A 23,427-nucleotide genomic window follows, 5' to 3' on the forward strand; every position below is an offset into this window, starting at 1 on the left:
GATTTTGACCTTATGGATGGAGGGGATCCAACCTCCCCACCGCGATTTGCTTGCGAAAAATGTGGCGGAGAGATGTATCCAGAGTATTATAAAGGTATCCATGGCCAGGAATATAAACTATCGGATATTCTCTAGCCAAAAAAGGACCGGGCGCTTTTTGCCCGGTTTTTCTTAAAACCTTCTTGCGGCTTGTTGAATCGGGTCCCATACGCCATTATAAGGCGGTGCATAAGAAAGGTCGAGATCTTCAAGATCGTTCAAAGTCAATTCACTGTAAAGGGCGGTCGCCAAGACATCGGTTCTTTTTGCTGCGCCTCCTTTGCCTATGATCTGGCCGCCAAGCAGCTTTTTGCTGCCCTTATCCGCCACTAACTTTACCCATAGAGGTTGAGCTGTTGGATAGTAGCCGGCTTTATCAGTTGTCTCGGTCACAACGGTTTCGACATCATAACCAAGCTCAGTTGCCTCTCCCTCTGATAACCCTGTTCGGCCGAGATCGAGATCCATAAATTTCATAATTGATGTCCCCGCAATTCCCGCAAATGGCCGTTTCTGACCGATCATGTTAAGTCCGGCCAACCGGCCCATTTTGTTTGCGTGTGTGCCAAGCGGAACATAGTCGAGTGTCTTCTAAATCCGATGGTATTGGAGGGCGCAGTCCCCGGCAGCATAGACATCACTAATAGATGTTTCCATATAAGCGTTAACTTTAATCGCTTGATTTGCTCCTTTTTCAATATCATCACTGAGAAAATCCGTATTTGGTTTTACGCCTGTTGCAACGATAACGATGTCAGCGGAATATTGGCCGTGATTTGTTTTAACTTTTTCAACAGCATGGGTCCCTTTAAAGCCGATGACGTCCTCATTTAAAATGACCCGGATATCCTGGCTCGCAGCTTCATCATGGATATGCTGAGCCATATCCTGATCAAACACTTTAGCTAACCGGCTGCCCCGGTCAATAATCGTCACATCGACATCCCGCTTTTTAAATGCTTCCGCCGTCTCCAAACCAATATACCCGCCTCCTATGATGACAGCCCTTTTTGTTCCTTTTTGGATATGGTTAACGATTTCTTCCGCATCGGGAATGGTCTTTAAAGTAAAAATATTTTCAAGATCCCTGCCTTCCCAATCCGGCATCACTGGACTGGCGCCTGTTGCGATTAATAATTTATCATATTGACATTCAATCATGGCTCCCGTGTTAACATCTGCCCCATGGACGGTTTTCTCTATGGTATCAACCATTTTCACCTCAACGCCGGTTCGTGCGTCAATGCCATATTGATCCCGGAAGGTATGGACAGAACGGGCGATTAACGACGATGTGGACGCGATATCTCCGCTTATGTAGTATGGCAAGCCGCATTGCCCGTATGAATAGATGTGCCCCAGCTCTAATGTTGTGACCTCTGCACTCTTTTCATGGCGGATAATTTGCATTGCGGCACTCATCCCGGCTGCGTCACCGCCGATAATGACATATTTCATTTTTTTCACCTGCTCCTTATTTATTTCTATAATGAAGTATACCCTTACATTTCCGGCAATAAGCCTGGAATCCCCCCAGTTTTGACTGGCGGCAAACCGTATACTATAATTGATTTGTTATGGAAATAAAAGAACTCGTGCGGCTTTTCGGGTCTTTTTAAAACTTGAAAGAGTTGCTTGTAAAGAGGTGGAGACGGTGCTCGATCGTTTGCAATCACTAGAAGATCGTTATGATAAATTAAATCAATTACTATCTGATCCGGAAGTTATCAGTGATACAAAAAAACTCCGTGAGTATTCAAAGGAACAGGCAGATCTGGAAGAAACAGTTCAAACCTATCGCAGGTACAAAGAAATAGACGGAGAATTAACCGATGCCAAAGCGATGCTTGATGATAAGCTTGATGCAGATATGCGGGAAATGGTCAGAGCGGAAATCAGCGAGCTTGAAGATGAAAAGACAAATCTTGAAGAGCGTTTGAAAGTGCTGCTAATCCCTAAAGATCCTAATGATGATAAGAACGTTATTGTCGAAATCCGCGGAGCAGCGGGCGGTGATGAGGCGGCTTTGTTTGCCGGTGACCTTTTCAAAATGTATTCCCGCTATGCCGAGACCCAAGGATGGAAGCCAGAGGTTATTGAGGCCAGCCAGAATGAAGTTGGCGGCTACAAGGAAATTATTTTTATGGTTAACGGAAAAGGCGCCTATTCGAAATTAAAATATGAAAATGGGGCACACCGTGTGCAGCGCGTTCCTGAAACAGAATCAGGCGGCAGGATCCACACATCCACCGCTACAGTGGCAGTGCTTCCTGAAGCCGAAGAGGTTGAAATTGATATTCATGAAAAAGATATTCGCGTCGATACTTTTGCTTCAAGCGGTCCCGGCGGCCAAAGTGTTAATACGACGATGTCGGCTGTCCGGTTGACACACGAGCCGACTGGGATTGTCGTGTCATGTCAGGATGAGAAGTCGCAAATTAAGAACAAGGAAAAGGCGATGAAGGTGCTACGGGCCCGCATTTATGATAAATTCCAAAAAGAAGCGCAGGAAGAATACGCGGCGAACCGCAAATCGGCGGTCGGCACTGGAGATCGTTCTGAGCGGATTCGCACCTATAACTTTCCCCAAAGCCGTGTGACAGACCATCGCATCGGTTTAACCCTGCAAAAGCTTGACCAAATTCTTATGGGTAAGCTTGACGACATCATCGATGCCTTGATTGTTGAGGAGCAGGCGAAAATGATTGAACAGGCGGATGCACAATGACGGTCAAACGCTACGAAGCCCTAAATTGGGCTTCTTCTTTTTTAAGAGAACACAGCCGCGACGAAAATGCAGGCGAACTGCTGCTTATGAGCAGGCTGGGACTAAGCCGGACAGCGCTATTGACAGGGATCAGAGATTCTCTGAACGAAGCGGATTGGGCCTGGTTGCAAGATAAGGTGAAAGAACATGGTGAATCTGGGACTCCCATTCAGCATATGATTGGCTCGGAATGGTTCTATGGACGTCAATTCAAGGTGACTGGCGATGTCCTGATTCCCAGACCAGAGACAGAGGAATTAATTCAGGGTGTTTTGAAATGGGGCAACGACTATTTTCTAGAAAAAGGGGAGCTGTCCATTTGCGATATCGGGACGGGAAGCGGCGCCATCGCCGTCACTTTAGCTTTAGAAAAGCCGGATGCTAAGGTCACTGCTGTTGACCTATCCGGTGCAGCGCTGAATATTGCCAAGAACAATGCAGATGCTTTGGGTGCTTCAGTCCGGTTTGTTCAAGGGAGCTTTCTGGAACCTTTTTGTGGGAAGGAAACCTTTGATATTGTTGTTTCAAATCCGCCGTATATTTCTTATGCTGAAATGGATGAACTGGGAGATGTCGTCAAGAACCATGAACCTCATCTGGCCCTGGCCGGCGGGGAAGATGGCCTTGATTGTTACCGGGACATTGTTCGGCAATTACCCGGCATCATGGCGGGGCGGCTGCTGCTTGCCTTTGAAATTGGCCCCCGGCAAGGTGATGCCGTGTCATCCTTAATACAAAAGACCTTTGCCGGCAGTATAAAAGCGTTGGACATCAAAAAAGACATTAATGGCAAAGATCGCATGGTTTTTGCATTGATGCAAAAAGGGGTCTGACCCCTCGGGGTCAGACCCCTTTTTTTATGTTTATTTTTTTCTGAACCCGTCAACACTGTTTGATAGAAAGGCGGGAGATGAAATGAAAAAACGTTCGGCACTTATAGCTATTCTTTCTCTTATTCTATTTATGGTTGTTATGCAAATTCAGCAAAATCTATCAAAAGCATCAAACAATAAAATGGAGATTCCGGATGATGCGATTCGTCTGCGGATCCTTGCCAACAGTAATACAGCGGATGATCAGGCAGTCAAACGCGATATACGTGATGCGGTAAATAGAAACATTGAGGGTTGGGTGAGAGATCTAAAAACAGCCAAACAGGCAAAAGGTGTTATTCAGTCCCATTTGGATGATATACAGAAAACGGTCCAAGATAAATTAGATGACATGAAGTTGAACGAAGCCTTCACTGTAAAGCTTGGGCCAGCTAAATTCCCAACCAAAATGTACGGCGGTTATGTCTACCCCGCTGGAAAATATGAAGCTCTTGTCATCACATTAGGTCAAGGAGAAGGTGCCAACTGGTGGTGTGTCTTATTTCCGCCGCTTTGCTTCCTCGACTTTCAGAACGGTGACGCTGTAAAACCGGCAGACCATTCAGCGGAACCCCCGAAGGCAACGGTTCAACAATCAGAGGACAAACCTAAGGACATGAATAATGATAATAACCAAAAGGATCAGACTGACGGTGTTGAAGTAAAATTCTTTTTTCTGGAATGGATCACGGATCTCTTTGACGCTATTAAAGGATTGTTTGGCTAAGCCGAAAAATCCCAAGTCTATTTCTCTTCTATCTATCATATGGATTTAATATTAACGATAAATTATGGTAGATTTAAGGAGTGAATGGGATGGAAACAATCATTTATCCTGCAAAAGAGGAAGATTATGACAAGGTCAGGAATTTCGCAAATCAGGCCGGCCGCAATCTCGCCTTTACTGAGACGGCACAATACCTGTTAATGACGGATAAGTCGGATAAGCTTTTGGCGACATTAGGCGTGTATATAGAAGGGAACCATGCATTGATTAGATCATTAGTTATGGATTCGGCCGCTTGCAAAATTCCAGACCTTTTTCATTTTCTCGACACTGCTGCGGGTTATGCGGAAGGAAAAGGGGCAAAAGCGGTCTTTTTCGCGACATTAATTCCCGGCGAGCTTTTCGCACCGCTTGGTTTTGAAGTTATAGCATTTACGGATTTGCCTGGGGATGCACAACAGGTGTTTTTTGACCAATACAGTCGTTATCCCCAGACATTAATCATTTTAAAGAAAACTTGCTGACAAATAAACGGGGGTTATTCACAATTATCTAATAATTTATCCACAGACTCGGGATAAGTTTGGGGATAATAACAGAAAATTAGCTAATAACCGTGGTATTATAAAGGAGTTAGTAATAATGATGGTGACTAAGAAGTGGAAAGTGGATAAATTTGTGGATAACTTAAAGAGTTATCCACAAATCCGTGAAGCGGCTTCACTATTAAAGGCAAATGAGGTAGTTGCCTTCCCGACAGAGACAGTGTATGGTCTTGGCGGAAATGCGCTTTCTGATGAAGCGATAAAAAAAATCTATGAAGCGAAAGGACGGCCTTCTGACAATCCGCTTATTGTTCACGTGTCATCGGTCAAACAGCTGGATGATCTCTGTTCCGGATTGAATGAACAAGCGGAGGAGCTAATTAAAGCCTTTTGGCCGGGGCCGCTAACCTTAATCCTTCCGAGCACCGGCCATGTATCGGAGAAAGTCACAGCAGGATTATCAACCGTTGCGATAAGAATGCCTGAGGATCCTATAGCAAAAGCAGTGATAGAAGCATCGGGACTGCCGATTGCTGCCCCCTCAGCAAACCTATCAGGCCGTCCAAGCCCTACAACAGCGGCCCATGTTCTGCGCGACCTTGACGGCAGAGTTGCCGGGGTTATCGATGGCGGTGAAACAGGTGTCGGCGTAGAGTCAACTGTTGTGGATTGTACAAGTAAGCCAATAACAATTTTGCGCCCTGGAGGTATTACGAAGGAACAGCTCGAGGCGGTGATTGGCGAAGTCGGGGAAGATCCGGCTCTAACCGGACAGGATAAGGCACCCAAGTCACCTGGAATGAAATATCGGCACTATGCGCCAGCGGCTCCTGTATATATTGTTCATGGCGGTATGGAAAGAATTAAAGAAGTATTACAGCAGGCTAATAATGAAAATAAAAAGACGGGTGTTCTGACAACCGACGAAAATAAAGATGGCTACCCAGAAGCTGATTTTGTTGTTGCTTGCGGCCGCCGCAGTGTGCCAGAAAGTGTCGCGCATCACCTTTACCAGGCTCTTCGTGAATTTGATGATACTGATGTTGAGATCATTTTTAGTGAAAGTTTTCCAAATGAAGGTATTGGAGCAGCAATAATGAACCGCCTGACAAAGGCTGCTGGCGGGCGGGAATTGTAAACCCTTCGAACGCATGGCTTGACTTCTAAATTGCCCCGGACATGCATAGGTTGGTTTTAGCGGCATGTTAAGGGGGCGGAAAGCTTTGGAAGCAAGCGCGATTGTTGGTCAAGTGGTTACCTTAAGTATTATGGCCATTGCCTTAGGAATGGATGCTTTTTCGGTTGGCATGGGGATGGGCCTGCTGCAATTACGGTTAAAACAAATTGCCAAGATTGGTGTTGTCATAGGCTTGTTCCATGTCATCATGCCGCTTTTGGGAATGATTATCGGCATGTTTCTCTCACATCACTTCGGTCGGATTGCCGCCATGGCAGGGGGTGTCCTTTTGCTTTTATTGGGGGCACAAATGATCTTCTCATCAATTCATCAATCCGATGACCATCCAATGGTAAGGCCTGTGGGTGTTGGTTTATTAATATTTGCCATCAGCGTGAGTCTTGACAGCTTTTCCGTCGGACTGAGCTTAGGTATATATGGGGCAAAGGTGCTTCTGACCATTCTTCTATTTGGCTTTGCAAGCATGTTCCTAACATGGCTTGGTTTATTAATTGGAAGAAAGGCGCAGCAATTCCTTGGGCGATACAGCGGTCTATTGGGCGGTTTAATTTTATTTACCTTTGGGTTAAAATTGTTGTTACATATGTGATGCAAACCAAATGACGCTTATCAAAAATAAAACGCTCAGATTCGAGCGTTTTTTCAATTGTTGAATTAAGATTAAAGTATATTCTAATACCAAGTAGGGGTGAAGCATATGACCAATGTCTTGTTTGTTTGTACAGGAAATACTTGTCGAAGTCCTATGGCGGAAGCATTGCTTAAGCATAAAGGGAGCAGCCGATATGAGGCGAAATCCGCCGGGCTCTTTGCCAATATGGGCAGTCAAGCACATCCCAACGCTTTAGAAGCGTTAACAAAAAGGGGGATTGAGTTTGATCACCGCTCACAACCCGCCACAGTTGACCTGGTGGAATGGGCTCATTTAATTTTTACAATGACAGAACAGCACAAACAGCTTTTGCTGCAACAATTTCCTGAAGCCATCAATAAAGTTTTTACATTAAAAGAATATGTGTTAACCGATGGTGAATACGATAAGGTATATAGGCAACTCCAAAAAGCCACTGCTAATTTTGAAGCAAAAAGGGCAAAGTATACCTACGGTTTGAATACTGCTGGTTTGTCTGCGGAAGAACGCGATGAAATAAAACGTTCTTTTCAAAACGAAACCAAGGAGGATAGGGCTCGTCTTCAGGAATTACAAAGTAAATTGCCGGGCATTGATATCGGTGATCCTTTTGGCGGCACATCAGAAGCATATGAAAATGTTTATAAAGAATTAGATACACTAATTAGCAGACTAATCGACAAAAAGAATTAAATTTCCCGGGGAATAACCGACAAATATTTTTTCCCTTGGTTAATCGGAAAGTTTTAACTTTCCGACGCACATAAGTACAACTAGGCCTTCGCAATCAAAAGGCTGGGCGAATGCCAAGTTTTCTTTACGTTTTGTGAAAATAGGTTTACAATAAAAGCTGTTTACATTTCCTAATCTTTAAGGATTTAAGGAATAGCAATTCATATCATATTTTTCATGAGAAAGGACGAATACTCTCAATGGATGATTTCCAGGAAGACATTCAGCGGCAGCTCACTCAGATTTTGGATGATTTAAACAATGCAATGAAGCTTAATTCAAATCATTTGCTAGTTGTTGGCGCCAGTACAAGTGAGGTGATAGGCGAGCACATTGGAACCTCAGGAACAGTCGAAGTAGCTGATTCCATTTATCGTGTGTTTTCAGACTTCAAGAGGAAAACCGGGGTGCACTATGCTTTTCAATGCTGTGAACATTTAAACCGTGCGCTTGTCGTCGAACGGTCCATTGCTGAGAAAAAAAACTATGAACCGGTGACTGTTGTCCCTGTTCGATCCGCAGGCGGCTCTATGGCGGCCTATGCGTTTAACAAAATGGATGATCCTGTCGTTGTCGAACATATTAAAGCCGACTGCGGGATTGATATTGGTGATACGTTCATCGGTATGCACATGAAGTCTGTTGTCATACCCGTGAGAAGCACTGTCCATGAAATTGGGCAGGCCCATGTGACAATGGCCAGGACGCGGCCGAGATTAATCGGCGGTGAACGTGCTGTATACCCTGAAAGAGAAAAAGTAAATCATTTCTAGTGAACAACATTCAATTAAAAAAAGTAATAAATCCAAGCCGCTTTTAATATCGGCTTGGATTTTTGTTTTGATACAAAAGCTAATATGAATAAAATTGCAATTAATTATAAAAAATTATGTTAATATGAATGAGTGAAAAGATTTTTGAGAGGAGCTGCTGTACAATGAAAGCCATGCAAACTAGGGATACAGAAGTATTCGATGCCATTCAAAAAGAGTTAGGACGTCAGAGAGATAAAATTGAACTTATAGCCTCTGAAAACTTCGTCAGTGAAGCGGTAATGGAGGCGGCTGGTTCAGTTTTAACAAATAAATATGCTGAAGGTTATCCAGGCCGCAGATATTATGGCGGATGTGAATACGTTGACATCGTGGAAAACCTCGCCCGCGAAAGAGTGAAAAAGCTTTTCGGCGCTGAACATGCAAACGTCCAGCCCCACTCTGGAGCACAGGCGAATATGGGTGTTTACTTTACTATTTTAGAACACGGCGATACCGTTCTTGGCATGAATCTGAGCCATGGAGGCCATCTTACTCACGGCAGTCCGGTGAATTTCAGCGGAAAACAATATAATTTTGTCGCTTATGGTGTGGACGAACAGTCTCACCGCATCAATTATGATGATGTACTGCAAAAGGCTAAAGAACATCAGCCAAAGCTCATTGTAGCAGGTGCAAGTGCGTACCCTCGTGAAATTGACTTCAAACGGTTCAGAGAAATTGCTGATGAAGTCGGTGCTTATTTACTTGTGGATATGGCGCATATTGCAGGACTTGTGGCAGCAGGGCTCCATTCTAATCCTGTCCCGCATGCCCATTTTGTTACAACAACAACACACAAGACGCTGCGCGGACCTCGCGGCGGCATGATTCTCTGCAAAGAAGAATTTGCGAAAAAAATAGACAAGGCTATTTTCCCAGGCTTACAGGGCGGACCGCTGATGCACATCATCGCCGCTAAGGCCATTGCTTTAGGTGAAGCACTTGATCCATCCTTTAAAGATTACGCGAAGCAAATTATAGCCAACGCCAAAGCATTCGGCGCGAAGCTAGAAGCTGAAGGTCTGCAGCTTGTATCCGGCGGAACGGATAACCACCTCGTTCTTCTTGATGTCCGCGGTTCCGGTCTTACAGGCAAAGTGGCTGAGAAGGCTTTGGATGATATTGGTATTACCACGAACAAAAATACGATTCCATTTGATCCGGAAAGTCCATTTGTAACAAGCGGCGTTAGAATGGGGACAGCTGCCGTGACAACCCGCGGCTTTAACGAAGAAGCTATGGAGGAAGTGGCATCAATCATTGCCTTCACCTTGAAAAATCATGAAGACGAAGAGAAATTAAAAGAAGCAGAAAAACGTGTAGAGGCTTTGACGGCACAATTCCCTCTATACCCCAACCTATAATTTTTTAGGAGACCTCGAAAGGGGCCTCCTTTTTTCGTGTGCCCCACTGTTGCACAATCTAGGTGGTTCAAATCCACACGACAAGTTTTCTTTAAGTTGAATTGCGGACAAATTTTATGTAAAATTTGTCGAGAGAGAAAATGAAGGAGGATTCAGGTGGGACAAGTAAAAGTTTTAAATCATCCGCTTATACAGCATAAACTGACATTTATCAGGGATTATAAAACAGGGACGAAGGCCTTTCGCGAGCTGGTTGACGAAGTTGCGGCTCTGATGGCTTTTGAAATCACCCGTGAACTGCCCCTCGAAGAAATTGAGGTGGAGACCCCTGTAACAATTGCCAAAGCCTATCAGCTTTCAGGCAAAAAACTTGGTATTGTACCTATTTTAAGAGCAGGGCTTGGCATGGTCGACGGGATGCTGAATTTAATTCCGGCTGCCAAAGTGGGCCACGTTGGTCTTTATAGAGACCCGGAAACATTAATGCCAGTCGAATATTATGTTAAACTTCCTTCTGATATTCACGAAAGAGAACTTATTGTTGTCGACCCAATGCTTGCGACTGGCGGTTCCGCTTCAGCGGCGATCACCTCGCTTAAGGAGCGCGGAGCTGTGAATATGAAGCTAATGTGTCTCATCGCTGCTCCTGAAGGTGTGAAGCAAATTCAAGACGACCATCCTGATGTTGATATATACCTTGCGGCCTTGGATGAAAAGCTCGATGAAAAGGGATATATCGTTCCGGGTCTTGGGGACGCTGGGGACCGGCTTTTTGGAACAAAATAGGGATTCTTCTTTAAAAAGGGCAAGTTGTCTTAACTGACTTGCCCGTTTCTTTGTTGTTTAGGAAACTAGCCGCATTTTACAGAAATTAGCGGAACCTGAGTCCTATAATAAATGAGTGAAAGCTTATATTGGTGTTTGTTGGTTTTATTCTGAAAAGCTGCAAGGAAAAGCGTTTTCTCGGCTAGGTGTGAACAACCGTTCAATCTGTAACATTTTTGTCGTTTTTAAGGTATGTTTTTTTCGTTCTGACCTGCATAATAAGGGTATAGGGGCACTTAAAACAAATGTGACAAAATGTAGAAGAAATATAAAACTTTTTACATGTATCTTCCCGTAATTATTGACAAGAAGATAGCGCTTTCGTTAAGATATACTAGGGTTATTAAACAAAGAGATTCAGCCGATTTGCATCTTTTTGGTACAACCTGAAATATGACGTTTTTTGTCAGCCTCTGTAGGATTTTGTTGGAAGGTATTGTCATGATAACTCCCATTAGGATCTACCTCAATAAAACATTTCCAGTCGATGTTCTTACCCGAAAAAAATGGATTTGTCCGAGGGGCGAGTTTTCCTAGTCAGTCATTTTAACCTTAAAGTGCCATGCAGCGATGGCCAAAGGGGAGGGGTGCTATGTGAAAAAGAACACAAATGACCCTTGGCGTATGGTAGGACTTGTCGGAACTCTCGGGTTCGAAATACTTGCATTTATTTTGGGAGGTATCTGGTTGGGAAAACGCATGGATGAAAGCTTTGGCACAGCGCCACTATGGCTTGCTGTCGGCATTATCGGCGGCTTGCTGATTGGTATAGCGAGTGCGGTTTTCACTCTAATTTCTTTTACAAAGGACTGAGCCAAAATGACAAAGGAATTGGCATGGCCTGTCCGGATGATGATGATCATCTCCTGCTCCATTTTTATTATTTTAACTTTTCTGTGGTTTGTCACCCCTGCAAAACCTTTAATTGCCGGTTTTATTTTAGGTGAACTTATCAGTATTTACAATATTTTTCATTTGGCGTATCGCGTCAAGCTTGCCGGTGACAGGGTAGCAGCAGGATCTCAGAAACTCGTAGGAATAAAAACATTGACAAGAATACTGATGGTTGGCTTTGGGATCATATTGGTCTACCGATTTCCCGAATGGATTGATTATCGATCCTTCGTCCTGACGCTGCCATTTGGCTATATTCTAATGGTTGTTGTTACGAGTTTCTTCTATATAAAGAAATCCAGTATACATCAAGAAGAAGGGAGGGACGTTCTTGGAACTGACTCCGAAAATTAAGTTCCTTGGATTGACGTTTGATGTGACGGTAATGATTGGGACAGTTATTACGGCTTTGCTCGTGATTTTGTTTGTCCTGTTGCTTACCCGTCGCAGAGAGATGAAACCACGGGGCGCACAAAACATGATGGAAATGGTCATTGAATTCATTCGCGGCGTCACAAATATGATGCTGGAAGCTAAGAAGGCTGAGAAATACCTTAGCTTTGCCGTAACGATCTTTCTCTTTGTTTTAATTGCAAACCTGTTGGGTGTCATTGTGATGGTTAACGCTGAAGCACATGGTGAAATTCCTTTACTCGGCATCACGCATGAAGGATTACAGCAAAGCCATGAAATCAGCTGGTTCAAATCACCGACATCTGATATTAATGTGACTGTAGCGATGGCCTTTGCTATTGCACTTTACGCTCACTTCGCAGGGTTGTTTAAAAGCCCGCGGCGTTATTTTGGCCATTATGTCCAACCTTATGCTTGGATGCTGCCGCTTCACATTATTGACGAATTGGCCAAACCGACAACACATGCTGCCCGGCTTTGGGCAAACATCTTTGCAGGTGAAGTGCTGATTCTCATTCTAAGGGCAGGCACGCCATATCTCACCGCTGTGCCAATGTTTGCTTGGATAGGATTCTCAATCTTTGTTGGGGTCATTCAAGCTTATATCTTCACAGTATTAGCAATGGTTTACATTTCACAAAAAGTTGCAGACGACCATTAATTTATTGAAATTATTTTAAAGTTATTATAGGGAGGAAGTAAAACATGGATATGTCATTAGCAGTTCTTGCAGGCGGTATTATGATCGCATTTGGTGCCCTCGCGGCAGGTATTGGTAACGGGGTATTATTCAGCCGTTATCTTGAAGGAATCGCTCGTCAACCGGAAGCACAAGGTAAGCTTTTTGGTCAATCAATGATCGCCCTCGGTCTTGTTGAAGCATTGCCGATTATCTCCATTGCCTTTGGTATTCTCGTACTCTTCGGTATTATAGGTGGTTAATAAATTTAGCAGGGGTAGAAATACCCCCGCTTTCTTTGCACATTAAGACAACCGAAAGTACAGGTCTGAAATTCGGATATTGAAGGGAGTGCGCGGGATTATGCTTGATTTTTCTATTGGAACAATTCTATTCCAATTGATTGTTGTTATTATTTTAATTGCTATCGTTGCAAAATTAGCGATGCGTCCGATGCTTGAAGTTATGAACAAAAGGCAAAGCCATATTGAAAATGAGATTTCTACTGCTGAAGAAAATCGCAGAGAAGCGGCGGAGCTTTTAGAAAAGCAAAAAGCGGAATTGAACCAGGTTCGGCAAGAAGCAACCGCTATTATTGATCGTGCCAAGCAGCAGTCTGAAAATGAAGGTCAGAAAATCATTGAAGACGCAAGGGTTCGTTCTGAGCGATTGATTGAACAAGCAAAAGAAGAAATTGACAGGGAACGTGAAAAAGCAGTGGCCTCTCTCCGTGATGAAGTGGCTGAATTATCTGTTCTGCTCGCATCCAAAGTATTGGAGCGGGAAGTGGATCCTAAGGATCACAAAAATGAGATTAATACGTTCATTAAGCAGGCAGGCGATCGCATATGAGTGAAGCTGTTGCCAAAAGATATGCCCAAGCACTATTCGAAATAGCTAAGGAACATGGGCAAGTTGACAGTTATGAAGCACAGTTGAAGATGGTAAAGGAAACGATTGCAGCAAGTAAGGAATTGCGGCAAGTCCTGAACCATCCGCAAATTGACAAGAAAGACAAGAAAGCACTGATTGAAAAATTATTCCATTCCGATACAAGCACAGAAATGCTGAATCTTTTATATGTACTAGTTGACCGTTCAAGGGAAAATATCATTCCATATCTCTATCTTGATTTTGTTGACTTTGCCAACGATGATCGCGGGATTGTTGATATGATTGTGACGACAGCAACGCCTATGGATGAAGAAGAACAAAGGAAGTTTACCGAAGAGCTTGCTGCCAAATTGCAGAAGAAGCTGCGGTTAACAATAAAAGTCGATAAAGACATTATCGGGGGCATGATCGTCAAGGTCGGCAACCGGGTCTTTGACAGCTCGATCGCAGGCAAACTGCAGCGCTTTAAGCGAGAATTGAACACAGGTAGATAGGGGTGAAATGGTTGTGAGCATTAAAGCCGAAGAAATTAGTTCTTTAATTAAAAAGCAAATTGAAAATTACGATACAGCGGTTGAAATAAATGATGTTGGTCATGTTATCGAAGTCGGTGACGGCATCGCACGTGTTCATGGGCTCGATAATGTTATGGCCGGAGAACTTGTTGAATTCTCTAATGGTGTCATGGGCCTTGCCCAGAACCTTGAAGAAAATAATGTCGGCCTCGTTATTCTCGGACCGTATCAGGATATTCATGAAGGTGATGAAGTTAAGCGTACGGGACGCATCATGGAGGTTCCGGTTGGAGAAGCACTGCTTGGCCGTGTCGTTAACCCGCTTGGGGCGCCAATCGATGGTAAAGGTCCGTTAAATACGGACAAAACCCGTCCGATTGAAAGTCCAGCACCTGGGGTTATGGATCGGAAATCGGTTCATGAGCCATTGCAAACAGGTATTAAAGCGGTGGACTCCCTTATTCCAATCGGCCGCGGGCAGCGTGAGCTGGTCATCGGAGACCGCCAAACTGGTAAAACAGCTTTGGCCATCGACACCATCATTAACCAAAAGGATCAGGACGTTATCAGCATATACGTTGCGATCGGACAAAAAGAATCCACTGTTGCCGGCGTCGTGGAAACACTTCGTGAATATGGTGTTCTTGAAAAAACGATCGTTGTCTCAGCCGGGGCATCTGATCCTGCACCATTGCTATATCTAGCGCCTTATGCCGGTGTATCAATGGGTGAAGATTTCATGTACAACGGCAAGCATGTCCTCATCATTTATGATGATCTATCAAAACAAGCGGCAGCTTACCGTGAATTGTCCTTGCTGCTGCGCCGTCCTCCAGGCCGTGAGGCATACCCTGGTGATGTCTTCTATCTTCACTCAAGACTGCTTGAGCGTGCAGCCAAGCTTAGTGATGACAAAGGCGGCGGTTCATTGACTGCTTTGCCGATTATTGAAACCCAAGCCGGAGACATCTCCGCATATATTCCTACAAATGTAATCTCCATCACAGATGGACAAATTTTCTTAGAGTCAGACTTATTCTTCTCAGGCGTACGTCCTGCGGTTGATGCCGGTTCTTCTGTATCCCGTGTCGGCGGTGATGCGCAAATTAAAGCGATGAAAAAGGTTGCCGGTACGCTAAAACTTGATTTGGCTTCTTTCCGTGAACTTGAAGCCTTCGCTCAATTCGGTTCGGATTTGGATAAAGCGACGAAAGCGAAACTCGGCCGCGGGCAGCGTACGGTAGAAGTTTTAAAACAAGATCTGCACAGTCCGATGGCTGTTGAAAAGCAAGTAGCGATCCTTTATGCCTTATCAAAGGGCTTCCTAGATGATATTCCTGTGGAAGACATTAAGCGATTTGAAAAAGAATACTTTGCTTATCTAGAAGAAAATCATAGTGATGACATTTATAAAAAGATTCGCGAGACAGGTGCTCTTCCAAATGATGACACCTTCAAAAACGCGGTTCAATCGTTTAAAAAGAATTTTGTCGTATCTAGCAAGTAATGTGTCTGTTTAGGCACATTTACAAAGGTGGTGAATCGAAGTGCCTTCAATGCGTGATATAAAAACACGGATTAACTCGACGAAGAAAACCCGCCAGATCACAAAGGCGATGGAGATGGTTTCCGCCTCAAAGTTAAACCGTGCACAGGAAAAAGCGCAGTCTTACACTGAATATACTGATAAATTGCGCCATGTCGTGGCGGGCATTGCTTCAGGAAATAATGGAGCCGTCAGACACCCAATGCTTAAAGCCCGCCCGGTTAAAAAGACAGGTTATCTTGTCATTACTGCAGATCGGGGTTTAGCAGGCGCATATAACAGCAGTGTTCTTAAACACGTGCAAACTGTCATCGCGGAGCGGCATAAATCCAAAGATGACTATGTGATCATAGCGGTCGGCAAGATGGGGTTGAAGTTTTTCCAAAACCGCGGTATGCCCGTTGCTGCCGAGGTGACCGGACTTCCGGATCAGCCAAATTATGATGATGTCAAGGCGCTGGCAAAGAAGGCTGTTGATTTGTTCGCAAATGAGGAAATCGATGAGCTTAACCTGGTGTATAACCACTTTGTCAGTGTTATTTCCCAAGAGTTGGTGGATATGAAGCTTTTGCCTTTAACAGACGTTGAAGAAGTGCCTGGAAAAAAGGTGAGCTATGAATATGAGCCATCAGAACCGGAAGTATTGGAAAGATTGCTGCCGCTTTATGCAGAAGGTCTTATATACGGTGCACTTCTTGATGGAAAGGCATCAGAACATGCCGCCCGGATGACAGCGATGAAAAGTTCGACAGACAATGCCAGTGAGATCATTGACCAGCTCACACTTTCATATAACCGTGCCCGCCAGGCAGCGATCACACAGGAAATCAGTGAGATTGTCGGCGGTGCAGCAGCACTTGAATAGTGCATGATAAGAAATGATTGGAGGGAATGTGATGAACAAGGGTTATGTCACTCAGGTAACAGGTCCGATAATTGACGTTAAGTTCGAACGCGGACACCTCCCTGAATTAAACAACGCTCTTAAAATTGATTATAAAGCTCAATCTTCTAATGAGACTAATATTAAGTTGACATTGGAAGTGGCCCTTCACCTCGGTAATGACACAGTGCGTACGATTGCGATGTCATCGACCGACGGCGTTGTGCGCGGTACGGATGTATTAGATACCGGTGCACCGATTTCCGTTCCAGTTGGTGAAGAAACACTTGGACGTGTCTTTAACGTGTTAGGTGAACCCATTGATTTAAAAGAAGACTTGCCGGCAGGTGTCCAGCGTGACGCCATTCACAGAGAAGCTCCTTCCTTTGATGAACTGACAACGAAAACTGAGGTGCTTGAAACAGGCATCAAGGTTATTGATTTGCTTGCCCCTTATGTTAAGGGTGGTAAAATCGGATTGTTTGGCGGTGCCGGTGTTGGTAAAACAGTCCTTATTCAAGAATTGATCAATAACATCGCTCAAGAGCACGGCGGTATTTCCGTATTTGCCGGTGTCGGCGAGCGGACACGTGAAGGTAATGACCTTTACCATGAAATGAGCGATTCCGGGGTTATCAAGAAGACTGCAATGGTATTCGGCCAAATGAATGAGCCTCCTGGCGCCCGGATGCGTGTTGCCCTTTCCGGCCTGACGATGGCTGAATACTTCCGTGATGAACAAGGCCAAGACGTGTTGTTATTCATCGACAACATTTTCCGATTCACGCAAGCAGGTTCTGAGGTATCCGCATTGCTCGGTCGTATGCCTTCAGCGGTTGGTTATCAGCCGACACTTGCAACAGAAATGGGTCAGCTTCAAGAGCGGATTACGTCAACGAAAAAAGGTTCAGTCACATCGATCCAGGCTGTCTATGTGCCTGCCGATGACTACACTGACCCGGCTCCGGCGACAACATTCGCCCACTTGGATGCGACAACGAACCTTGATCGCGGTCTGACTCAAATTGGTATTTACCCTGCGGTTGATCCGCTGGCTTCTACGTCACGTGCCCTGTCACCCGAAGTTGTCGGTGACGAGCACTATAATGTGGCCCGCCAAGTTCAGGAAACATTGCAGCGTTATAAAGAATTGCAAGACATCATTGCGATTTTAGGTATGGATGAATTGTCTGACGAGGATAAGCTTGTCGTCGCCCGTGCCCGCAGGATTCAATTCTTCCTGTCACAAAACTTCCACGTTGCGGAGCAATTTACAGGTCAGCCTGGTTCTTATGTTCCTGTTAAAGAAACAGTCAAAGGCTTTAAGGATATCCTTGACGGCAAGTACGACAACTTGCCGGAAGATGCTTTCCGCCTTGTTGGCCGCATTGAAGAAGTAATCGAAAAAGCGAAAGAAATGGAAGCCCAAGGAGCATAATAGCTCGCATTGACCCAAGGAGGGGTGCTGAATGAATATAGTTCAGACTGATATTGTAACACCCGACGGGAAGGTGTTCGGAGGCGAAGTCCATATGGTCAGTGCGAGAGCGACGAGCGGAGAAATCGGCGTTTTGCCGCAGCATATGCCGCTCGTAGCTCCGCTTGAAATCAGCACGGTCCGCTTGAAAAACTATGGTGAAACAAAGTATGTGGCAGTTAGCGGCGGCTTTATCGAAGTGCGCCCTGACCGTGTCACCATCCTTGCCGAAGCCGCTGAGATGAAGGATGACATCGATGTGGCAAGGGCTGAAAAGGCAAAGGCTGATGCTGAAGCCCGCCTGAGCGGCTTACAAAAGGACACCAAAGAACACGATGCTGCCCTGCTTGATCTAAAGCGCGCTGAAAACCGTCTGGCTACCGCCGCGAGATAATGAAATAAAAAAGGCTGCCCAACACACATGTTGCCGGCAGTCTTTTTTTGATATAGCGGGGGGGGGTCTGACCCCTTGGGGTCAGACCCCTAAAAATTAAAAGGCAGGTGACGAACCATGTTGAACTTCGGATATCAGGCTGCATTGCATTTATTTGTTCATCTTGTTGCGCTGATCGTGACTTGGTGGGCGATCCAAAGTTTTAAATTGGACTTGTTCCTTCGCAACCCTAAGGGGGCAAAGGCAAAAGTCCTCTTAATTTTTCTGACCATAGCCATAAGCTATCTCGTAGCTAAATTTTTCTTGGATTATCTCAATTGGTCAATGAATCTGCCGCAAATTTACGGATAGGGGTCTGACCCCTCGGGGTCAGACCCCCCAATTTTTTTAACTTTCATGTATACTCACCTCCCTCCCGGTAACAATGAAGACAGGGAGAGGAGATGATCACATGAATCATTTAAATCCAAAATTCTTAAGCTTTGCATTTATAATCTTATTTTTCTTTGGGGCGTATTCCCAGACCGCGGCCCAAGCATTGGACAAACAAACAGCCATTAAGAAATTGCAGACTTTAGCTGAAGCGGTGGACACAAACGAAACTACCATTACATATTGGTCGCTGTATGCAAGGGAAAACTATCAAACTTTGAATAACCCCTCCGAGTATTATGAACAAGTGAAAAAGATGACAAAAACATTAAAAGAATACAATTGGAAACCGGTGAAAACTGAAGAAGGAAGGTTTAAGCTAACAGGGCAAAGGGTGTTGCCTGGGAGTCTCGCAACGGAAAAAGTGTCGTTTTTTGCTTACCCCCATAAAGGTACCTATAAAACGTATCTAGTATATGAGATACAGGGGGAACATTGGGAGGGTATTAACTGGAAAATGCTTTCGCCGATCATTAGCACACAAATGTCGAAAATACTTCACGGAAAAGCGAAAATATTCTCTTGTATAAAAGCTCAGCATAATGCTAAAATGGAAATTGCTTTATCAAAATATGCTAGCCAATTGTTAGACCGCTTTTCAGCAAAACCGGTTGAAAGCACAAATGAAAAAACGTTTGTATCGGTATCTGCATATAATAAGCAGTGGAAGGACTCGATCTACACTAAAAACAAAAAGATGAATTTACAAGTCGCATTAAGAACTGTTGATGAAGTGACAACTATCACGATTGGAACACCCATTATTACGTCTGAATATTAATAAATAAAAAAGTGGATTGGAACACCCGATCATACAAAAGACAAACGGATTTACGACACTGTACGCGGAGGGGAATACGTTGGAGAATATCATTGTTCGTGGCGGGAAGCGCCTGTCCGGAAGGGTTAAGATTGAAGGCGCAAAAAATGCAGTACTTCCCGTAATTGCTGCATCCATGTTAGCACATAAAGGCACAAGTAGAATTTATAATGTTCCTGCTTTAGCAGATGTTTATACGATTAATGAAGTATTAAGGCATCTCAATGCGGAAGTCACATATGACAATAATACAATTACGGTTAACGCGGTAAAAGAATTATCTACGGAAGCACCATTTGAATATGTTCGAAAAATGCGGGCCTCTTTTCTTGTTATGGGACCGCTTTTGGCCCGTGTTGGCCATGCCCGTATCGCTCTTCCTGGCGGTTGCGCAATTGGTTCAAGACCGATTGATCAACATCTCAAAGGTTTTGAAGCAATGGGCGCACAGGTGACCATTGGGAACGGATTCATTGAAGCTAGCGTTAACGGAAGGCTGAAAGGTGCCGGCATTTATCTTGACTTTCCAAGTGTTGGAGCAACAGAAAACATCATGATGGCTGCCGTGCTCGCTGATGGTGAGACCGTCATTGAAAATTGTGCTCGTGAACCTGAAATTGAAGATTTAGCTGATTACCTTAACGCTATGGGTGCAAAAGTTTCCGGCGCCGGTACATCAACTATTCGTATTACAGGTGTGAAACAATTAAAGGGCGCGCACCATGAAATCCTGCCCGATCGCATTGAAGCAGGCACTTTTATGATTGCCGCGGCGATTACCGGCGGGAATGTATTGGTTGAAGACGCGCGTGCCAAGCATTTGCGCCCGCTTGTTGCGAAATTGGAAGAGATGGGTGTTGTTATTCAAGAGGAATTAGATGGCTTAAGGGTTATCGGACCTGATATATTAAAGCCTGTTGATGTGAAAACAATGCCTCATCCGGGCTTTCCAACCGATATGCAATCACAAATGATGGCTTTACTTTTGAAAGCTAAGGGCACAGCAGTGATCACTGAGACGGTTTTTGAAAATCGTTTCATGCATGTCGAAGAATTTCGGCGTATGAATGCGGATATTAAAATTGAAGGCAGATCAGCGATTATTAATGGCCCATGCGGGCTTCAAGGTGCGGAAGTGTCTTCTACAGACCTTCGTGCCGGTGCGGCTCTCGTTATTGCCGGTCTAGTATCTGAAGGCGTTACAAGAGTTAATGAATTGAAGCATATTGATCGCGGCTATGTTAATTTCCATGGAAAACTTCAGGCTCTTGGTGCGGATATCGAGAGAGTCGAGGTTGGCGAAACTGCTTCTGAAAAGGCTGCTGTCAATCTGCCTAAATTAAATATGAAGCCAAAGTATGCTTAACTTAAAAACATGATTTGTTTCCAAAAAAGGAGCCGCTATGCCGGCTTCTTTTTTATTCCCCCCCTTCACGCGAGATTTTTAATAACCCCCAAAGACAGTTTATGCCGAGAGGATTTATTTAGACCCCCCATTATTAAAATTCGTTAATTTGTCAATGTCCTTTATACGGTTCTAGCAGTTTATCTATCACCATAAGCTAGAATAAAGTGACGTTCTTATGGGGTGCTTTTTCTTTTGAAGGACGCCATTTGAATGTGATAAACCCGAGCTATTGGAGGACGACATATGAAACGAACCGCGATTATTTTGACCCTTTTTATCTTAACTGTCCTTATTATCCCTTCGATGATCGTCATGCCGTTTGCCGAACATGCGGAACAAGCAGCAAAGCATGACAAAGATGTCGCGAAAGCAAAAACGAAAGATAAGACGGCGAGCCAAAACAAAGACAAAGGTCCGGCCATCTCTGTTTCGGTGTATCGTGCGGCCGAGGATAAAGTGCAGTCGTTTGATATGCATGATTATCTCGTCGGTGTTGTGGCATCAGAAATGCCGGCGGATTTTAACATTGAAGCCCTCAAGGCTCAAACGTTGGCGGCAAGGACATATATCGTAAAACATTTATTGAATGAAGGCTCCATAAATGTTCCAAAAGGCGCTGAGGTGACAGATACGACAATGGACCAGGTTTTTAAAGACAAAGCTGACTTGAAAAAGATCTGGGGCATTGACTACGAATGGAAGCTTGCCAAAATTGAAAAAGCCGTAAATGCAACTGAGGGGCAAATTATCACTTATAACGGCAAACCGATCACACCATCATTCTTTTCCACAAGTAATGGCTATACGGAGAATGCTGAAGACTATTGGAGTAATCCCTATCCATATTTGAAAAGCGTTCCGAGCCCATGGGACCGCAATTCACCAAAATATGAAGATGTCACGACACGATCAGCCTCGGATGTTGAAAATAAATTGGGTATAGACTTCAGCAAACAAAAGGGAGAAATAGGCGATATCATCGACAGGACGAAAGGCCACCGGGTCGCCAAAATTAAAGTCGGCGGCAAAACGTTCACAGGAAGGGAAATTCGTGAGAAGCTTGGCCTAAGATCAACGGACTTTAATATCGTCAAACAAGGTGATGAGGTTAAAATAACGACTAAGGGGTACGGCCACGGGGTCGGCATGAGCCAATATGGCGCGAACGGTATGGCGAAGGCAGGGGACAACTACAAACAAATTGTTTCTTATTACTATAAGGGTGTTGACATTTCCAATATCCAGCCATTCACAGCAAAATTAACAGCAAAAAAGTAGGCAAACTGCAGTGAGGTTGCATAAAATAAATGGATTTGTCGAAAACTAATCGTTAATTTTTTTGTTTGTCTATGTATATATCACCTGGAATCTGATCAGAATGGTTGCTGAGGTGATGAACATGACAGACAAAAATAAGAGAAACCCGCGTGAGGAATCTGAAGGAAACTTGCGCAAACTCTCTAAAAAACGTTGGTTTTATCCAGCATTGTATTTATGTGTCGCTGCGCTGATTATGACAGCGGTGCTATGGTTCCAACTGGATGATTCCAAAAACCAAGCAAACAAAAATAATAATGGTGACGTGGTTTTCCAAGATGACGGTAAGGATGCCGTTCCGGTAAACAGTGCAAAAGAAGAATTCAAATGGCCTGTTGCCAAAAAGGATGCAGTAGAGATTGTCACACAATTCTATGATGTAAATGGATCAAAAGAAGATCAGCAAGCCGCTCTAGTAAATTATGATCATTCCTACACCCAGAATACGGGCATCGATATCGCCGCCAAAGACAAAAAGGCGTTTGATGTCACAGCTGCTATGAGCGGTAAGGTAACCAAAGCGAAAAAAGATAGTATCTTAGGCTATGTTGTGGAAGTTAAGCATAAAGACGGTGTCACAACGCTATATGAAAGCTTAGCATCTACTGATGTAAAACCTGGAGACAAAGTTGCACAAGATGATAAAATCGGAGTGGCTGGGCGCAGTGACTATAACAAAGATGCTGGCATTCATGTCCACTTTGAAATCCGCAAAGACGGTTTGGCTGTAAATCCTGTCTCTTACTTTAAAAAAGGCATTTCTAGCCTTGATGATGTAACGAAAGCATCAAACGAACCAAAAGGCAACATGCCTGAGCAGGACAAAAGCAATCAAGATAACCGGAATGACAACATGAAATCTGATGATAACAAAATGAAGTCAAATGACAATAATATGAATTCAGATGATAAAATGCAACGTGAAGACAGCCAGGATAACAATAGCCAGGGCTCAAATGCGGAGCCTGACAGCACTGATTCAAGCACAGACCAAAACAGCACTGATCAAGGGTCAGACGAAGGTGCCATCACACCTCCGAAGGAGAACACCCCTGATGATTCCGGTGCAAACAGCTAATAACCTGGTTTGACTAAATGGAAAAACCATATGTTTACCAGCCATCGTTCGTTCGATGGCTTTTTTTTTTGTTAAATGAAAACCCTAGGCTAGGCCTAGGGTTCAGGAAAGCTTTTAGCGATGTATCAAAAAAAGCCCCTCTTAGTGCTAAAATAAACTTT

At 44.2% G+C, this 23,427-nt stretch carries 25 protein-coding genes and 1 pseudogene; 25 read left to right on the forward strand and 1 reads right to left on the reverse strand.

Translation table 11 applies throughout. From position 1 onward, the window contains the following. Positions 1–171 precede the first annotated feature (171 nt). Positions 172–1,497 (reverse strand): annotated as a pseudogene (locus tag EV207_RS20685) (FAD-dependent oxidoreductase). A gap of 196 nt (positions 1,498–1,693) precedes the next feature. On the opposite strand from EV207_RS20685, the gene prfA reads away from it, so the two are divergent. From prfA to spoIIQ, 25 genes are all read left to right on the forward strand, one after another. Then, positions 1,694–2,767, forward strand: a complete 1,074-nt coding sequence (gene prfA, locus EV207_RS20690; protein WP_132748066.1) for a peptide chain release factor 1 — start codon at positions 1,694–1,696, stop codon at positions 2,765–2,767. Further along, complete coding sequence (gene prmC / locus EV207_RS20695) at positions 2,764–3,639, forward strand: peptide chain release factor N(5)-glutamine methyltransferase (protein WP_132748067.1); 876 nt, start codon at positions 2,764–2,766, stop codon at positions 3,637–3,639. The genes prfA and prmC overlap by 4 nt, the downstream gene beginning before the upstream one ends. Positions 3,640–3,721: 82 nt before the next feature. Next, complete coding sequence (gene spoIIR / locus EV207_RS20700) at positions 3,722–4,405, forward strand: stage II sporulation protein R (protein ID WP_132748068.1); 684 nt, start codon at positions 3,722–3,724, stop codon at positions 4,403–4,405. A gap of 89 nt (positions 4,406–4,494) precedes the next feature. Next, entirely contained in the window at positions 4,495–4,929 is a 435-nt protein-coding gene (locus EV207_RS20705; protein WP_132748069.1) for a hypothetical protein, read from the forward strand. 121 nt (positions 4,930–5,050) lie between these two features. Next, positions 5,051–6,088, forward strand: a complete 1,038-nt coding sequence (locus EV207_RS20710) for an L-threonylcarbamoyladenylate synthase (protein WP_132748096.1) — start codon at positions 5,051–5,053, stop codon at positions 6,086–6,088. A 130-nt stretch (positions 6,089–6,218) separates the two neighbouring features. After that, complete coding sequence (locus EV207_RS20715) at positions 6,219–6,737, forward strand: manganese efflux pump MntP (RefSeq protein ID WP_424511391.1); 519 nt, start codon at positions 6,219–6,221, stop codon at positions 6,735–6,737. A 108-nt stretch (positions 6,738–6,845) separates the two neighbouring features. Next, a complete protein-coding gene (locus tag EV207_RS20720; protein WP_132748071.1) occupies positions 6,846–7,472 on the forward strand; it encodes a low molecular weight protein arginine phosphatase in 627 nt (208 codons plus the stop codon). Between the two features lie 239 nt (positions 7,473–7,711). Next, entirely contained in the window at positions 7,712–8,284 is a 573-nt protein-coding gene (locus tag EV207_RS20725) for a TIGR01440 family protein (RefSeq protein WP_132748072.1), read from the forward strand. Positions 8,285–8,448: 164 nt separating this feature from the next. Then, complete coding sequence (locus EV207_RS20730) at positions 8,449–9,690, forward strand: serine hydroxymethyltransferase (RefSeq protein WP_132748073.1); 1,242 nt, start codon at positions 8,449–8,451, stop codon at positions 9,688–9,690. A 156-nt stretch (positions 9,691–9,846) separates the two neighbouring features. Beyond that, positions 9,847–10,476, forward strand: a complete 630-nt coding sequence (upp, locus tag EV207_RS20735) for a uracil phosphoribosyltransferase (RefSeq protein ID WP_132748074.1) — start codon at positions 9,847–9,849, stop codon at positions 10,474–10,476. A gap of 633 nt (positions 10,477–11,109) precedes the next feature. Further along, a complete protein-coding gene (locus EV207_RS20740; protein ID WP_165887028.1) occupies positions 11,110–11,328 on the forward strand; it encodes an AtpZ/AtpI family protein in 219 nt (72 codons plus the stop codon). Between the two features lie 6 nt (positions 11,329–11,334). After that, on the forward strand, positions 11,335–11,763 hold the full coding sequence (locus tag EV207_RS20745; RefSeq protein ID WP_132748076.1) for an ATP synthase subunit I: 429 nt from the start codon (positions 11,335–11,337) through the stop codon (positions 11,761–11,763). Beyond that, on the forward strand, positions 11,741–12,484 hold the full coding sequence (gene atpB / locus EV207_RS20750; protein WP_132748077.1) for a F0F1 ATP synthase subunit A: 744 nt from the start codon (positions 11,741–11,743) through the stop codon (positions 12,482–12,484). The genes EV207_RS20745 and atpB overlap by 23 nt, the downstream gene beginning before the upstream one ends. 50 nt (positions 12,485–12,534) lie before the next feature. Continuing rightward, the gene (gene atpE / locus EV207_RS20755) at positions 12,535–12,765 is read left to right on the forward strand and encodes a F0F1 ATP synthase subunit C (RefSeq protein WP_132748078.1); all 231 of its coding nucleotides are present in this window, start codon (positions 12,535–12,537) and stop codon (positions 12,763–12,765) included. A gap of 100 nt (positions 12,766–12,865) precedes the next feature. Beyond that, positions 12,866–13,354 carry a F0F1 ATP synthase subunit B gene (atpF, locus tag EV207_RS20760; RefSeq protein ID WP_243647186.1) on the forward strand — a complete coding sequence of 163 codons (489 nt, stop codon included), beginning with the start codon at positions 12,866–12,868 and terminating at the stop codon, positions 13,352–13,354. Beyond that, the gene (locus EV207_RS20765; RefSeq protein ID WP_132748079.1) at positions 13,351–13,890 is read left to right on the forward strand and encodes a F0F1 ATP synthase subunit delta; all 540 of its coding nucleotides are present in this window, start codon (positions 13,351–13,353) and stop codon (positions 13,888–13,890) included. The genes atpF and EV207_RS20765 overlap by 4 nt, the downstream gene beginning before the upstream one ends. 13 nt (positions 13,891–13,903) lie before the next feature. Further along, positions 13,904–15,418, forward strand: a complete 1,515-nt coding sequence (gene atpA / locus EV207_RS20770) for a F0F1 ATP synthase subunit alpha (protein ID WP_132748080.1) — start codon at positions 13,904–13,906, stop codon at positions 15,416–15,418. A gap of 40 nt (positions 15,419–15,458) precedes the next feature. Further along, on the forward strand, positions 15,459–16,322 hold the full coding sequence (gene atpG / locus EV207_RS20775; RefSeq protein WP_132748081.1) for an ATP synthase F1 subunit gamma: 864 nt from the start codon (positions 15,459–15,461) through the stop codon (positions 16,320–16,322). Positions 16,323–16,353: 31 nt separating this feature from the next. Beyond that, positions 16,354–17,778, forward strand: coding sequence for a F0F1 ATP synthase subunit beta (gene atpD, locus EV207_RS20780; RefSeq protein ID WP_132748083.1), 1,425 nt, complete (start codon positions 16,354–16,356; stop codon positions 17,776–17,778). Positions 17,779–17,809: 31 nt separating this feature from the next. Further along, a complete protein-coding gene (locus tag EV207_RS20785; RefSeq protein WP_132748085.1) occupies positions 17,810–18,211 on the forward strand; it encodes a F0F1 ATP synthase subunit epsilon in 402 nt (133 codons plus the stop codon). Between the two features lie 117 nt (positions 18,212–18,328). Continuing rightward, entirely contained in the window at positions 18,329–18,562 is a 234-nt protein-coding gene (locus tag EV207_RS20790; RefSeq protein ID WP_132748087.1) for a DUF1146 family protein, read from the forward strand. Positions 18,563–18,662: 100 nt separating this feature from the next. Further along, entirely contained in the window at positions 18,663–19,424 is a 762-nt protein-coding gene (locus EV207_RS20795) for a YwmB family TATA-box binding protein (RefSeq protein ID WP_165887029.1), read from the forward strand. A 79-nt stretch (positions 19,425–19,503) separates the two neighbouring features. Continuing rightward, on the forward strand, positions 19,504–20,829 hold the full coding sequence (gene murA, locus EV207_RS20800; RefSeq protein WP_132748091.1) for a UDP-N-acetylglucosamine 1-carboxyvinyltransferase: 1,326 nt from the start codon (positions 19,504–19,506) through the stop codon (positions 20,827–20,829). A 285-nt stretch (positions 20,830–21,114) separates the two neighbouring features. After that, positions 21,115–22,149: a stage II sporulation protein D gene (gene spoIID / locus EV207_RS20805; RefSeq protein ID WP_132748092.1), complete on the forward strand. Its 1,035-nt coding sequence runs from the start codon at positions 21,115–21,117 to the stop codon at positions 22,147–22,149. Between the two features lie 121 nt (positions 22,150–22,270). Beyond that, positions 22,271–23,266, forward strand: coding sequence for a stage II sporulation protein SpoIIQ (gene spoIIQ, locus EV207_RS20810; protein WP_243647187.1), 996 nt, complete (start codon positions 22,271–22,273; stop codon positions 23,264–23,266). Positions 23,267–23,427: the final 161 nt, after the last annotated feature.

The organism is Scopulibacillus darangshiensis, assembly GCF_004341035.1.
In the GTDB taxonomy this organism is placed as follows: domain Bacteria; phylum Bacillota; class Bacilli; order Bacillales; family Sporolactobacillaceae; genus Scopulibacillus; species Scopulibacillus darangshiensis.

Bases quoted from the DNA above. Each gene is read 5' to 3' on its own strand.
- prmC (WP_132748067.1), top strand. From the start codon at position 2,764: ATGACGGTCAAACGCTACGAAGCCCTAAATTGGGCTTCTTCTTTTTTA.
- spoIIR (WP_132748068.1), top strand. From the start codon at position 3,722: ATGAAAAAACGTTCGGCACTTATAGCTATTCTTTCTCTTATTCTATTT.
- EV207_RS20705 (WP_132748069.1), top strand. From the start codon at position 4,495: ATGGAAACAATCATTTATCCTGCAAAAGAGGAAGATTATGACAAGGTC.
- EV207_RS20710 (WP_132748096.1), top strand. From the start codon at position 5,051: ATGGTGACTAAGAAGTGGAAAGTGGATAAATTTGTGGATAACTTAAAG.
- EV207_RS20715 (WP_424511391.1), top strand. From the start codon at position 6,219: ATGGCCATTGCCTTAGGAATGGATGCTTTTTCGGTTGGCATGGGGATG.
- EV207_RS20720 (WP_132748071.1), top strand. From the start codon at position 6,846: ATGACCAATGTCTTGTTTGTTTGTACAGGAAATACTTGTCGAAGTCCT.
- EV207_RS20725 (WP_132748072.1), top strand. From the start codon at position 7,712: ATGGATGATTTCCAGGAAGACATTCAGCGGCAGCTCACTCAGATTTTG.
- EV207_RS20730 (WP_132748073.1), top strand. From the start codon at position 8,449: ATGAAAGCCATGCAAACTAGGGATACAGAAGTATTCGATGCCATTCAA.
- EV207_RS20745 (WP_132748076.1), top strand. From the start codon at position 11,335: ATGACAAAGGAATTGGCATGGCCTGTCCGGATGATGATGATCATCTCC.
- atpE (WP_132748078.1), top strand. From the start codon at position 12,535: ATGTCATTAGCAGTTCTTGCAGGCGGTATTATGATCGCATTTGGTGCC.
- atpF (WP_243647186.1), top strand. From the start codon at position 12,866: ATGCTTGATTTTTCTATTGGAACAATTCTATTCCAATTGATTGTTGTT.
- EV207_RS20765 (WP_132748079.1), top strand. From the start codon at position 13,351: ATGAGTGAAGCTGTTGCCAAAAGATATGCCCAAGCACTATTCGAAATA.
- atpD (WP_132748083.1), top strand. From the start codon at position 16,354: ATGAACAAGGGTTATGTCACTCAGGTAACAGGTCCGATAATTGACGTT.
- EV207_RS20785 (WP_132748085.1), top strand. From the start codon at position 17,810: ATGAATATAGTTCAGACTGATATTGTAACACCCGACGGGAAGGTGTTC.
- EV207_RS20790 (WP_132748087.1), top strand. From the start codon at position 18,329: ATGTTGAACTTCGGATATCAGGCTGCATTGCATTTATTTGTTCATCTT.
- EV207_RS20795 (WP_165887029.1), top strand. From the start codon at position 18,663: ATGAATCATTTAAATCCAAAATTCTTAAGCTTTGCATTTATAATCTTA.
- spoIID (WP_132748092.1), top strand. From the start codon at position 21,115: ATGAAACGAACCGCGATTATTTTGACCCTTTTTATCTTAACTGTCCTT.
- spoIIQ (WP_243647187.1), top strand. From the start codon at position 22,271: ATGACAGACAAAAATAAGAGAAACCCGCGTGAGGAATCTGAAGGAAAC.